General features: G+C 62.8%; 14 protein-coding genes and 2 pseudogenes. 12 read left to right on the forward strand and 4 right to left on the reverse strand.

Going from position 1 to position 12,799, the window contains the following annotated elements; translation table 11 throughout:
* Nucleotide 1: 1 nt before the first annotated feature.
* The 12 genes and pseudogenes from CAF53_RS28810 to CAF53_RS25840 all read left to right on the forward strand — a co-directional run.
* Nucleotides 2–760 (forward strand): annotated as a pseudogene (locus tag CAF53_RS28810) (transporter); the annotation flags it as partial.
* A 12-nt stretch (nucleotides 761–772) separates the two neighbouring features.
* The coding region (locus tag CAF53_RS28815; RefSeq protein ID WP_242443668.1) for a type IV secretion system protein at nucleotides 773–1,159 on the forward strand (387 nt) is incomplete at its 3' end.
* Between the two features lie 2 nt (nucleotides 1,160–1,161).
* A pseudogene (locus CAF53_RS28820) lies at nucleotides 1,162–1,458 on the forward strand (type IV secretion system protein); the annotation flags it as partial.
* 391 nt (nucleotides 1,459–1,849) lie between these two features.
* Nucleotides 1,850–2,854, forward strand: coding sequence for a type IV secretion system protein (locus CAF53_RS25805; RefSeq protein ID WP_100240047.1), 1,005 nt, complete (start codon nucleotides 1,850–1,852; stop codon nucleotides 2,852–2,854).
* Nucleotides 2,855–2,867: 13 nt separating this feature from the next.
* Complete coding sequence (locus CAF53_RS27355) at nucleotides 2,868–3,254, forward strand: hypothetical protein (RefSeq protein ID WP_157801389.1); 387 nt, start codon at nucleotides 2,868–2,870, stop codon at nucleotides 3,252–3,254.
* A gap of 1 nt (nucleotide 3,255) precedes the next feature.
* A complete protein-coding gene (locus CAF53_RS25810; RefSeq protein WP_100240048.1) occupies nucleotides 3,256–3,948 on the forward strand; it encodes a type IV secretion system protein in 693 nt (230 codons plus the stop codon).
* Nucleotides 3,945–4,784, forward strand: coding sequence for a TrbG/VirB9 family P-type conjugative transfer protein (locus CAF53_RS25815; protein ID WP_100240049.1), 840 nt, complete (start codon nucleotides 3,945–3,947; stop codon nucleotides 4,782–4,784). Before CAF53_RS25810 ends, CAF53_RS25815 begins: the two co-directional genes overlap by 4 nt.
* Before the next feature lies 1 nt (nucleotide 4,785).
* Nucleotides 4,786–5,967, forward strand: coding sequence for a type IV secretion system protein VirB10 (virB10, locus tag CAF53_RS25820; RefSeq protein ID WP_242443669.1), 1,182 nt, complete (start codon nucleotides 4,786–4,788; stop codon nucleotides 5,965–5,967).
* Nucleotides 5,964–6,974, forward strand: coding sequence for a P-type DNA transfer ATPase VirB11 (gene virB11, locus CAF53_RS25825; protein WP_100240050.1), 1,011 nt, complete (start codon nucleotides 5,964–5,966; stop codon nucleotides 6,972–6,974). Before virB10 ends, virB11 begins: the two co-directional genes overlap by 4 nt.
* Complete coding sequence (locus tag CAF53_RS25830) at nucleotides 6,964–8,766, forward strand: type IV secretory system conjugative DNA transfer family protein (RefSeq protein WP_100240051.1); 1,803 nt, start codon at nucleotides 6,964–6,966, stop codon at nucleotides 8,764–8,766. Before virB11 ends, CAF53_RS25830 begins: the two co-directional genes overlap by 11 nt.
* Nucleotide 8,767: 1 nt before the next feature.
* Nucleotides 8,768–9,514 carry an LPD7 domain-containing protein gene (locus tag CAF53_RS25835; protein ID WP_100240052.1) on the forward strand — a complete coding sequence of 249 codons (747 nt, stop codon included), beginning with the start codon at nucleotides 8,768–8,770 and terminating at the stop codon, nucleotides 9,512–9,514.
* A 412-nt stretch (nucleotides 9,515–9,926) separates the two neighbouring features.
* Nucleotides 9,927–10,388, forward strand: coding sequence for an NUDIX hydrolase (locus CAF53_RS25840; RefSeq protein ID WP_157801390.1), 462 nt, complete (start codon nucleotides 9,927–9,929; stop codon nucleotides 10,386–10,388).
* A gap of 225 nt (nucleotides 10,389–10,613) precedes the next feature.
* Here CAF53_RS25840 and CAF53_RS29285 read toward each other — a convergent pair whose 3' ends face one another.
* The 4 genes from CAF53_RS29285 to CAF53_RS25855 are packed head-to-tail and all read right to left on the reverse strand — an operon-like array spanning nucleotide 10,614 to nucleotide 12,676.
* Nucleotides 10,614–11,015, reverse strand: coding sequence for a GIY-YIG nuclease family protein (locus tag CAF53_RS29285; protein WP_347337875.1), 402 nt, complete (start codon nucleotides 11,013–11,015; stop codon nucleotides 10,614–10,616).
* A gap of 39 nt (nucleotides 11,016–11,054) precedes the next feature.
* Nucleotides 11,055–11,444 carry a hypothetical protein gene (locus CAF53_RS29290; protein WP_347337876.1) on the reverse strand — a complete coding sequence of 130 codons (390 nt, stop codon included), beginning with the start codon at nucleotides 11,442–11,444 and terminating at the stop codon, nucleotides 11,055–11,057.
* Nucleotides 11,444–11,992, reverse strand: a complete 549-nt coding sequence (locus CAF53_RS25850; protein WP_100240054.1) for a hypothetical protein — start codon at nucleotides 11,990–11,992, stop codon at nucleotides 11,444–11,446. Before CAF53_RS25850 ends, CAF53_RS29290 begins: the two co-directional genes overlap by 1 nt.
* A gap of 54 nt (nucleotides 11,993–12,046) precedes the next feature.
* A complete protein-coding gene (locus CAF53_RS25855) occupies nucleotides 12,047–12,676 on the reverse strand; it encodes a hypothetical protein (RefSeq protein ID WP_100240055.1) in 630 nt (209 codons plus the stop codon).
* Between the last annotated feature and the right edge of the window lie 123 nt (nucleotides 12,677–12,799).

Below are 12,799 nucleotides of genomic sequence, written 5' to 3' on the forward strand. Positions count from 1 at the left end.
NATCGCGGCGGTGATGCGGCTCCCGCGCGAGCAACGCTCGCTCGATGCGCTGCGCACCATGCTCGGGATGGCTGATTCAGGCGGCGTTGGCGCGCGCCTCGAAAAATGGACCTCGCGCGGGGCGATGGGCTGGGTGTTCGACAATCCCGACGATGAAATGACGCTCGATGCCCGGTTCATGGGCTTCGACATGACGGAATTCCTCGACAATGCCGCGATCCGCGCGCCGTTGATGTTCTACCTGTTCCACCGCATCGACAAGCTGTTGACCGGCGAGCGCACGATCATCGCCGTCGACGAATTCTGGAAGGCGCTCGGCGACGAGGCGTTCCGGGCCTTTGCGAAGGATGGCCTGAAAACCTACCGCAAGCGCAACGCCATGATGGTGTTCGCCACTCAGTCGCCGGCGGATGCGCTCAAGAGCGACATATCGAGCGCGATCCTCGAACAGGTCGCGACCCAGGTGATGCTGCCCAATCCCAAGGGCGCGCACCGCGACTATGTGGAGGGCCTGTCCCTCACCGAAGCGGAATATCAGCTCATCCGCGAAGAGCTGTCGCCGGAATCGCACAAATTTCTCGTGAAGCAGGACCATGACAGCGTGGTCGTCGAGCTGGACCTTACCGGCCTCGATGACGAGCTGGCGGTGCTGTCGGGCCGCGCAGAGACCACGCCGATCGCGGTCCAGGCCGCGGCCGAGTTCGGGCCGGACCCCGCCGCATGGCTCCCGGTCTTTCACCAACGTCGTCGTCCAAGCTGAAGGAGAAGGGATATGCGTAGTTTGAAGGTTGTTGCCCTCGCCCTGGCGGGCTCGGGGCTCTTGGTCGCCAGCGCCGCGCACGCGCAGCTCGGCGGCGGGATCGTGTTCGACCCTTCCGCCTTCAAGCGCCAGCTTGAGGAATTGAACGAGGCGCGGCGGATCTTCGCGCAAGGCACCGAGCAGCTCAACGAGGCCAAGACGCTGTATCGCGATCTCAACAAGGCGACCGATATCGGCAACGTCGCCAACCAGCTCAAGAACGATGTGCTGCGCACCAGCGACCTGTCGTCGGGGAGCCTCGACGGCTATACCAGCGGCGATTTCAATGTCGTTGGCGGCCTGCGCGGGCGGGCGAACGATGTCTATCAGGATCTCATCGGGCGTGGTCCACAGACGATGNNCGCCGACGAACGCGCCGCTTATGAGCTGGGCGCGCGCGAGGCGGCCGTGACAGCCGGGCTCGCCGGCAATGTCGGCGATGCCGTGACGAGCCGGCGCGAGGGGCTGGAAGAGCTGCGCACGCGCCTGAACGGCTCGACTTCGGCCGCTGAGCGCGCCGATATGTCGGCACGGCTCCAGCTCGAACAGGCGCAGATATTGAACGATCAGATGGGCCTGCAGGCGATCGAGATTCAGCGCCGCGCCAAAGCGGAAGCCGATTATCAGGGATATGTCGCGATGCAGCAGGCGGACCGCGCNAGCTTCAAGGCTGGAATGGGGCTCGACTGATGTTTCCNAAAGCGCGAGCCATAATCGTCATTGGGACGATCGTTGCGCTCGCTTCCGGTTGCTCGCCTTCGGAGCGGCAACAGACGGGCGATGATCTCCGGTCTGACATGCCGCTCCGCGATGCGACCTATTACGTGCAGCATGAACAACCGCGCGTGGAAATGTCCGGTGTTTGCGAGAAATGGAAGGCATCGCAACGCCCTCCGGCAAGCTGGCCGTCTGTTGTCGTGAACAACTGCAACAACGTGGAAACGGCAAACCAGCTCCTACAGTCCAAGAAGGACCGCGCCGAGTTCAAGAAGGGCATGGGCCTCTAACATCTCAATGTTGTGATTTTCGCCGGAGTCGAAGGTAGGTAGAATGGGCAATCTATTCCAATCGATGTTCACCTACCTCAACGACGCCTTGGCCGCGATCATCGCGATCTATGCAGGCGTTGTGGGCTGGGTCTCGGGGCCGCTGCGTGTCGGCGTCACGATTTACATCATCCTTCTCGGCTTCGCGATCCTGCGCGGCGCGGTCGAATATCCCTTTCGCGAGTTCGTCTATCGGGGAATGAAGCTTGCGGCGCTCGTTTTCGCGGTAACGACACTCTATGGCGCCTCTGCCGGCCTCTTTGCGATGGACGGTCTCCCCCGAGACATCGCGCAAGCCGTGGGTGGCTCTGACGTCAATGGCCTCGGTGATTTCTTCGATCAGATCGTGCGGGGGGCGTCAGCCACCGTCGTCAAAATAACCGAGATACAGGATGCGAGAACGGCGGCCGCTGGCAAAAATCTCGTCGGTCTGCCCAACAACATCGTCGAGATCTTCTTCACCGGAATTTACTGCCTGGTCCTGATGGTCATGGCCATCCTGTCGGCCGCGCTGGGCTTCACCATCTGCGCCTTCGCGCTCTTCGCGCTGGCGCTGCTTGCGGCGGTAGGGCCTATTTTTGTTGCGGCTCTCCTGTTCGATTCCACGCGGGCGTTCTTCTTCGCATGGCTAGGATCGGCGATCAGCTATCTCATGCTCGTCGCCTTCGCGCTGCTGCTGACGATCTTCATCCGCAACACCGGCGAAGACTTCATGGGCCAAGCCTTCGCGGGGGACACGAACATCCCTGTGATCGCGATCCGCGCCATCGCGTTCTACATTCTCGGTTTCTTTTTCTTCCTTCAGATCCCGGGCCTCGCTGCTGGCCTTGGCGGCGGTGGTGCCTCGCTGGCGACGCAGTTCGCGAACGCTTCGACCGGCAACATAGTCCCCGCCGCTGGCCGCGCCTTGTCCTCCGCTCCGGGGAGGATCGCCAGCTTGCCCTACCGACTTCGCAGAGCACGCGCCGCACAGGGCGGTGGTGGCGGCACCCTCTACAACAACAGCTAATCGGAGACCCGGCATGAAGCTCGGCGCAGTCCTGTCCTTTCTCGCCCTCACGGCTCTAAATTCTTCGGTGCCGGCCCTTGCCGCGAAGGACGAGAAGCTGCCGCGCTGCAACGGCCGCCAGAAGCGGCCCGCGAACCCCTACGGCACGGTTCTTCCGACGATGCCGCCGCGCGACGCGCAAGCGGCCGCCGGAACGCCGCCTGTTCAGGGTGTGCCACGTGGCACACCCGCCCCCGGAGGTGCGCCGCCTCCGACCACCAACCTTTTCCCCTCTGATAGCGTCACGACGCCTTCTCAGGGGCCGGACACGTCGCAGGGGGACAGAGTGCCGCCGATCGGCGCGCTTGGCCCCAATGGCGGCCCTACAGCCGCGCTTCCAACCTCATATGCGAGCTGCTGACATGGCCATCGGCGTGAAGGACACCGAAGAGGATCTGAAAGCGTATTTCGCGGAAGCGGAAAGCTGGGATCGCGATCGGTTCGTGGCGGCGGTCCGCTCGCGCCGCGTGGCGTGGCTCGTTGCCGGCATCGCGATAGCCTTCGCGGCGATCTGTGCGGCGGCGGTGTTGATCCTCTCCCCTCTCAAGACGGTCGTGCCCTATGTCGTCACGGTCGATCGATCGACGGGCGCCACCGAAGTCACCCAAGGGCTGCGCGGCGACAAGACCATCACCTATGACGAGGCGATCCGTAAGTATTTCCTCGCCGACTATGTGCGCACGCGCGAGGGCTGGATTCCGCAAGCGCGGGAAGAGTTCTACCGCAAGGTGCTGGCGCTGTCGGCCCGGGAAGAACAGAACCGCTGGACCGCCTTCTACAAGAAGGACAATCCGGACTCCCCGCAAAACCAATTCACCGCCAATGACGCGGTGTTCGTGGCGATCCGCTCGGTGGCGTTCATCTCGCCCAACGTCGCGCAGGTCCGCTTCGTCAAGCGCCTCCAGCGCGATCAGCAAGTGATCGAGACCCCCGCCATCGCCACCATCACCTTCGATGTGCTGTCGAAGCCGGAGACGGAATCCGGTCGATACGCCAACCCGCTCGGTTTTCAGGTGAAGTCCTACCGAGCCGATGCGGAGATTTCGCCACGATGAAAAGCATCCTGCTCCTGGCCGCCGCGATCGGCGCCGTGTCGGCAGCGCCGGCGCTGGCGCAGACCCCGACGCAGCGCGGGCCTGACGCCCGCATTCGCGAGGTCGCCTATACCGACGGCAATGTGATCCAGATCCGGAGCGCGTTCCGCACGGCGACGCAGATCGAGTTCGCCCCCGGCGAGGTCATCAAGTTCGTGGCGATGGGCGACACCGTGTCGTGGGAGGTCGCCCCGGCGGAAAATTCGCTGTTCGTGAAGCCGCGTGAGCGCGCCGGCGCGACCAACCTGATCGTGGTGACGGATTTCCAGGGCACCAAGCGCAATTACACGTTCGAGCTGTCGGCCGTCGCGAGCGCCCGCACGCCGGGCACCTTCTTCAAGGTCCGGCTGCGCTATCCCGAATATGAGGCGCAGCAAGCCCGCTTGGCGGCGCAGCGTGCGCAGCTCACGGCAGCGCTGGCCGCGCAAAATCGCGCCGTTACGATTTCTCTCGACATGGGCGTTCTCGAAGGGACGCGAAACCTCGCCTACCGGGTGCAGGGCTCCTCGGCGCTGCAACCGTCCGAAGTCAGCGACAACGGCCAATTCACCGTCCTGCGCTTCCCCAATCAGCGCGAGATCCCGGCGATCTTCACCGTCAATCCGGACGGGAGCGAAGCAACCGCTCCGTTCGACGTGCGCGACGAATTTGTCGTCATCCACGGCGTTTACAGGGAAATGCGCCTGCGCCGAGGAAAGGTGGTGCTGTGCATCTACAACGAAAGCCCGAGCTTCTACGGCCGCGATCCCAAGACGGACACGGCCTCGGAAGCGGTCGAGCGCACGACGGAGAACTGACGTGTCCGATAAGAGATTCGACGTCGATGCCACGCCCGATGTGAACGAAATCGATCGCGCCCCTGCAGCCGACCGCCCGAGCAAGATTCCCGCTCTCAACGAGATCAAATGGGACAACAAGAAGATGATCGTGGGTGCGGGCCTCGCCGGTGCGGTCGTATTCGGCCTCCTATCGCTCGTCACGGGCCTTGGGAGCGACAATAAGGCGCTGGAGGCGAGGAAGGCCCCACCGCCGGCAGCAGAGGCGCCCTATGACCCCAATTCGGTCATAGCGCCGACACTCGCCACAGCGCCGCGCGATCCGAACGCGCCGATCCAGCTCGCCGGCGAACAGGTGCCCGCGATCGGTCCCGATGGTCAGCCGATCACACCCTACGGGTCCAGCGGGGCGCAAGGCGGCCAGAGCGAAGCCGAGCGCCGCGCCAACGAGGCGCGCGCGCTGCGCGACAATGCCCGCCGATCGACGCTGATCGCCTATAATGGCAATCAGAGCGCGGCGCGGGCGCTGGGCGATATCGCCGGCCCTGCGCAGAACGGCGGCGACAGCGCGCCTCCCAGGCCAACGAATCTTGACACCCTCAAGCAAACCTCGGCGATCGGCACCGCCTCGGCCCGCATGATCGGCGACCGCAACTATCTCGTCACCGCCGGCGCGATCATTCCCTGCACGCTCCAGACCGCGATGGACAGCAGCGTGCCGGGCTACACGACCTGCATCATTCCGCGTGACGTCTATTCCGACAACGGCCGCGTGGTGCTGCTCGAGAAGGGCACGCGCGTCTTCGGCGAATATCAGGGCGGATTGCAGCGTGGGCAAAACCGGCTGTTCGCCATGTGGACCCGCGCCGTCACGCCGCGCGGCGTGGCGATCGACATCGCCTCGCCGGCCTCTGACCCGCTCGGCCGCGGCGGTATCACCGGCAAGATCGACCGCTTCTTCTGGCAGCGCTTCGGTGCCGCGATGCTGTTCAGCGTCCTCGACGCTGGCGGGCAAATCGCAGGCCAGGCCGTCAGTCCCGAAGGGTCCACGGTGTTCCGCACCCCCGGCGACACGACATCGCAGGTGCTTCAGGATACCCAGCAAATACGCCCGATCGTGCGCGTCAATCAGGGGACCGAGCTGGCGATCACGGTCGCCAAGGATTTCGACTTCGCGCAAGTCTATGGGCTGGGCCTGCGATGAACGCGCCATTTCGCAACACCGCCGTCCTCGATCATGCGGTGCGGCCGCTGCGCCGCTATCTCGATGAAGACGACGTAACCGAAGTCGTCATCAACGAACCGGCGATCGTCGGCGTGGAGCGGCGCGGCGGTTGGACCTGGGAGCGCGAAGACGATCTGACGCTCGATGCCCTCAACGAGCTGGCCCGGGCCGCCGCCGCCTTCACCTCGCAGGACGTGACGCGCGAATCTCCGATCTGCTCGACGGTGTTCCCGACCGGCGAGCGCGTCCAGCTCGTCCTTCCTCCTGTCGTGCCCGATGGCACGGTATCGATCACGGTCCGCAAGCCATCGACCAAGACGCTGACGATGGCGGATTTCGAGGCGAACGGGCTGTTCGCGCAAACGAAGGTCGCGAGCAAGCGGGTCAGCAACGTCGAGGAAAGGCTTCTCGGCCTGCTTCATGCCGAGCGGCATGTGGAGTTTTTCGAGCTGGCGGTGCGCAGCCGCCTGAACATCCTCATCTCCGGCGCCACCGGCTCGGGCAAGACGACATTCTCCAAGGGCCTCATCCAGCTCATCCCCGAAACCGAGCGCCTGCTGACGATCGAGGACACGCGCGAGTTGGTGGTGCCGCACAAGAATGTCGTCCACATGATCTACAGCAAGGACGGCGCCGGCACCGCCAAGGTGACGGCCAAGGAGCTGCTGGAAAGCGCGCTGCGGATGCGGCCCGACCGCATCCTGCTCCAAGAGCTGCGCGACGGGACGGCGTTCTTCTACCTGCGCAACGTCAATAGCGGCCACCCCGGTTCGATCACGACGATTCACGCGGACTCGGCCGAGCTGGCGTTTGAGCAATTGACGCTGCTCGTGAAGGAGAGCGAAGGCGGCGCGGACCTGGCGCGGGATGATATCCGCTCGCTGCTCAAGATCCTCGTCGACGTCGTGGTGCAGATGAAGAAGGTCGAGGGCGAGTTTCGGGCGACCGAGATCTATTACGACCCGGCAGGGCGTCATGCCGCCTAACAGGGGCACCCTGCTCGCGATCGGCATCCCGCTCGGCCTGGCCTTCGCCTTCGTTATCGCGAGCGTGGTGGCCTGGGTCTATCTCGGCCTCCCAAGCGCGAAATTCGATGCGCTCAAGATGCCGGAGTTCTTCTGGTATTACCGCCGCGATCCGCTGGTGATGAAAGCCTTGGCCGCGGGCATGGTCGTCGGCCTGCTCATCTCGGGCCTCATGGTCTGGTGGCTCGCCAAGCGGAAGCCCCCGCTGCATGGCGCTGCGCGCTTTGCGAAGGAGCGCGAGATCCGCCGCGCCGGCTTCCGCGCCGATCGCGGTATCGTGCTGGGCAAGAAGGGCGGGAAATTCCTGACTTTCGGGGGAAGTGAACATTGCATCGTCGAGGCCCCTACCCGCTCGGGCAAGGGCGTCGGCATTGTCATCCCGAATCTTCTGTCGTGGCAGGAATCGGTCGTCGTCCTCGATGTGAAGCGCGAGAATTGGGACGCGACCGCCGGCTTCCGGCAAAAGCACGGTCAGGCGGTCTATCTGTTCAATCCGACCGATCCTGAAGGCCGGACCGCACGCTACAATCCGCTCGGCTATATCGACCGCGCCGATCCGGACCAGGTGGTGATCGAGCTTCAGAAGATCGCGACCATGCTGTTCGTCCCGCCCGAACGGGGCGAACCCTTCTGGACGGAAGGTGCCCGCACCGGCTTCGTCGGCATCGGCGCCTATCTGGCGCAATCCGAAGAGCCGTTCTCGATCGGCGGCATCTACCGCCTCCTGACACGCGGCAATGTGAAGGGGTTCATTCAGCAGATCCTCGACGATCCGACGCTTACGCTTTCGATCGCCTGCCGCAACGCGCTCGCCGACTTCGGCAACAATGCCGAAAATACCTTCGCCGGGCTTCTCTCCACGATCACCTCGAAGCTGAGCCTGTGGCTCAATCCGCGTGTCGATGCGGCGACGGAGGAATGCGACTTCGATCTGCGCGAACTGCGCACCAGGCCCATGTCCATTTATCTCGGCGTCTCGCCCGACGAGCTGGACCGGATCGCACCGCTCTACAACCTCCTATTCCAGCAGCTCGTGGATCTGAATGTCCGCGCGCTGCCTGACGCGACCACACCCCTTCAGGTGCTTGTCATCCTCGACGAATTTGCCCGGATCGGACGCGCGCAGGTCATCGCCAGCGCCTTTTCCTACGTTGCTGGCTACGGCATCCGGCTCTTGCCCGTCATCCAGTCCCGATCGCAGCTCCGCGCCGTCTATGGCGAGCATGTGGCCAATGAGATTGTCGCCAACTGCGGCGTCGAGGTCGCTTTCACGCCCAAGGAACTGCGCGTCGCCAACGAGCTGTCGGAGAGGATCGGCTATGTCGGCCAGGAATCCGTCACCAAGTCGCTCACGATCCACGGCATCCTCGCAAACCGCTCGAAATCCATGTCGGATCATCGCCGCGCGCTCCTACTGCCCCAGGAACTGATGCAATTCCCGGATGATGAATTGCTGCTGCTGCGCGGCGGCATTCCGCCGATCCACGGCGACAAGATCCGCTACTATGGCGATCGGCTTTTTCGCGCCCGTGTGCTGCAAGCGCCGGAAGTGCCGCCGATCGTCCGCCTGCTGCGCGACGACGAGGACTTGCCCGACTGTGTGATGCCGACGTTCGACCAGCTCACGGACCCCGATCCGTTCTCGTTCGCGATGGATTGCATCGTCACGCAGGATCATCCCGACATGCTCATCGATGTCGCGGCCGAGCATCGGGGAAACGAGGTTGTAGGTGTAATCGAACAGGAGCGATAACATGGCTGATAAGCCCCAAAATGCTGAAGCTGGCAACGAAAACGAAAGTCGTCGCAGACGCCCGATCGAGATGCCGCCTGAGCTGGACTCCCGGTTTCTCCGGGTCGGCGACAAGCTCTATCGCACCGCCCACGACAAAGTGCCGGTCGCGACCATTACCCCTGACCGCATCAAGGCAAAGGACCGGGAATCGCTGCCCGATCTGATACGGCTCGCCAAGGAGAATGGCTGGACGTCGATCAAGATCAGCGGCGATGAAGAGTTCAAGCGTGCCGCCTTCCTTGCCGCTTCAGCGCAGGGGATCGCGGTGGATGGCTATCGACCCGATGAAAAGACCAAGGCCGCCGCGGAACGCGACCAAGCTCGACAGGCTGGCAGCGTCAGCAAGAAGCAACCGACCACGCGGACGGCCAACCAGGCTCGCGACACAAAGGAAGGGGCCGAGCCTCGCACCGATCTGGCGGAGCGGTTTCGCCGCCAGTCCGACGTTCAGAATGCGAAAGACCCCGAACTGCGCAAAGCGCAAAGCCAGGTGGCATTCGCCATGTCAGTTGCGGAGGGCCGCTTCCCCGGTGATCCCGCAAAGCAGCGTGAATTCGTTGCTGAGCGCAAGGAGGACGTTGCGGCCCGGATCGGCCGCGGTGAGCAAATTGCCGGAATCGAGATCCGGGCCAAACAGGATCAGCGCGTCCGCGAGATCGAGCAAACCCAGATTTTGCAGAAATCGCGCACGATCGGCGGGCGCTGAGATCGCAAGGTGTGCCACGTGGCACACCTTCCCCATCGGTGCGCGGACCATCATGCCGGAACGACAAGCTGGCCGATTTCACCTGATTGTCGTGCAAGCTCGTTCGGCCGAGCTAGGTCTTCTGCCAATCGATGATCGTTAGCATCGGCCAAAAGGCCTGCCAGCGCGCGACTTTGTCCTATAGAAACGATGCGGGCAACCTATTCTGGTTGCTCATTGGTAGGCTGGCCGCCCGGATGTTAATCCCTCTGGGAGCAGTAGGGTGCTGCTTGACCATAATGAGGAATGAGTGATGGCGGAACCTCGATCCTGGCGCCTCCTTACGACGAGGGTCGGATATGAAGGTGGATGGTGGCGACTTCGCCTTGATCGATGTGAAACGTCGAGCCAAGCCATCATTGAGAACTACCCAGTGCTGGAGTATCCGGACTGGATCAATATTGTGGCCCTCCGCCGGGACGATGGAAGAGTTATCCTCACCCGCGAATATCGGCACGGCATTGGGCGGACGGTGCTCGGCTTACCGGGAGGCACGGTAGAGCAGGACGAAATGAAGGACGGCGCTGTCGGGCTTGAAAAGGCGGCAGCACGCGAGCTGCTCGAAGAAACCGGGTTTGCTAGCGAGCGCCTCATGCCGATTGGCACCTTTCTGCCCAACGCCGCAACTCACACGAATAGGCTCAGCTCCTTCCTCGCGGTTGATGCGACCCTTCGGCAATCCCCTGATGCAGATGACGAGAGTGGCGATGAAATCGCGCTCGCATTTGTCGGGCTGGACCAGCTTGTAGAGGACATCAGGTCCGGACGCACATTGATGGAGAGCGGACACGCTGCTGCGATCTATGCCGCCCGTGATTATCTGCGAGCCCGCTAATCCGAAAATCACATGATTCCGTCAGGGGCGCGGTGCAGTTCCACGGTGCCCCCACCGCTCGAGGCGTTGCGCGGCCTCCCGATCCCTTACAATGCCCGAAAACCACTGTCGGATTGCAAAAGTGCGCGACAACCTGACGGAAAGGGTTTTCCGCCAGGGAGCAATCTGGAAGCGGTTCGCTGAGCGCCGCGGTTGAGTTTACTTCCGCCCGCGTCGATCATGGACTCAATTCCGATTAAGGCCCATTTGCCGACTTTGCAGCTTGTCCTTCCAGCGGCATTCCAGTTCGATCAAATCGGTCATGGTGGCGCCCGTGCCGACCGTCTCTAAAATTGACACCTGATAATCACTAGGATCGCGGCTTTTAAGGGCGACATTTCCCCCATGTCCCGACGTGAAATATTCCCGCCAGCGGCCAAGAAAGCCCTCTCCGCTGGATGCCATGCCGACATACTGCTCTCTCGTTCGCGGGCACGTCAGCAGGTAAATGCCGCGCGTCGCGCGCAAAGCTTCCGCCCAATGGGCCGGCATCGTCTCAATATCGGATAGGTTCAGGATGAGCGCCGCGAAGCCGGGGAACGGGTCTTCGCGAAAGGTCCGGCGAAGCTCGACAACCGGCTTTGGCACGCGATCCCCACGCTGAATCCACGCGCGATAGCCCTTGCCCTAATCAATCCAGAGGCGGCCCGCATATTCGGCAAGCTCGGGCAGCAACGCTAGCCGGTATTGGTTGCAGCTTCCCGCCGCTTCTACGCCCCCGGTCACGGGGTGCGGCCGGTCTTCCGCTAGCGGCCCGATCAGCACGGCCGAGTACAGGCCGACGAAAAGGGTCTCCTTGCCGGGAACGCCGACGAACGAGGCCCAATAGGGCGCGCGTAGGTCCGGAGCATCACCAATCCCTTGGGTTTCCTGATACGCCTCAAAGCGGCTTCGATGGTCGCGCCAGAGGACATATGGCGTTGGGAAGCCGGGATGCCTGTTATCTTGGTGCCGCAGCAGCCGAACCGAGCTTTGGCTAATACCTGCCAGCTCCAAGAGGTTGCCAAATGTCAGCATCAGACCTCGGCTCCCGTCTCGTCCGCGATGATGGGCGCCGTGTCATGTGGCAACGGGCCAAACAGCGTTTCCAGCATTGCGTCCATCGTGTCGATCCGCCGAAAGTGCTTCGCCGGCACCTTGCTATGGTTGACCCGAAGCGGCCGATCGCCGCCTTCACGGCGGCCGATACGCTTCGGACTGGTAAAGCCCGACAGGTCCGGAAGCGCTTCGCCGGGTGCCCCGCCGAACCACCAGAACGGGCCAAGATCGAGATCGAGCGTTACGCAAATCCAGATCACGCAGCCGCTGGGTTTGTCTGCGAGGGCTCGCCCGACCGAGACGGGCGCGGGCTTGCTGCGAATGCCCGTCTTGAACTGGATATGGCGAACGACAGATCCTCGCCCCATGACCAGGTCGTAGCCGTGCGCGTCAAATTCGGATCGCAGGACTTCCACGTCGGTGATCCCACGCCGCCACAGCGTCCGGAGAGCTTCACCCACGAAGACATGCTCAACGATGCGCTCGCGCAACGTCGAATGATGCGAGTGCATGTCGATGCTCGCCATGAATTTACCTCCCCCTTCAACGCCCATCGAGCGCACCCGTGCGTTCACCCGGTTCTAAACCCGAGCCGGCAGAGCAACCGGAATCCATAGGTAGCGGAACAGCCCAGCTTTACCGTCGATCCGATTGTAATCCTGCCAAGCGAGGGCATACCGACCCCTAATTTCCAAGGCGGCTTCGCGGTTTTTCGTAGTCCCTGGCTTCGCCAATTCATGCCAAGCCAGCGAGCCGGTCAGCTCGCGCAGGTCACATAGGTTGAAGGCTGCATCTACAGTGTCGGCGCGGGCGCGCGGTTGCCAATAGCTCGGATCGTTCGTGAGGACCAAGACGCCGGCGCCGCAGCCGGTTGCATCCGCATAGGCTTCCATGCGCGCCACATCCTTACACACGTCGTAGCGGCGCTGGTCATGCGCCCCGTGCTGCTTCAGCGTGACCGGCTCGCCGTCGAGCGTCGTAGAAAAGCCTTTGCTGAGATACTTCAGTTCCAATGCGAACCGTGTCTCGCCAATCACGATAACGTCGATCGCGCCCCGTGCAGGCGCGGTCAGAGGCCATTCCAGCCTCACATTTAGGTTCGGGTCGTTCTTACGAATTTCATAGGCAAGTTCGTGCTGAAAATCGGCTTCGGAGCAGAACACTGGCCTCCGCACGGCAAGGCTTGCCATCAGGTCATCAATGACGATCAAGTCTGTCTCCGTTTGCCTCGTGACTTAGACCGATGCTGTAAACCGAATATGGCGGCAATGCCGCCGCGTTCATCGAACAGTTCGCTGCGAAAACGACGATGCCTGGCTCGCTCATGGGCATAA

This window comes from Sphingobium sp. LB126 (genome assembly GCF_002795205.1).
In the GTDB taxonomy this organism is placed as follows: Bacteria; Pseudomonadota; Alphaproteobacteria; order Sphingomonadales; family Sphingomonadaceae; genus Sphingobium; species Sphingobium chungbukense.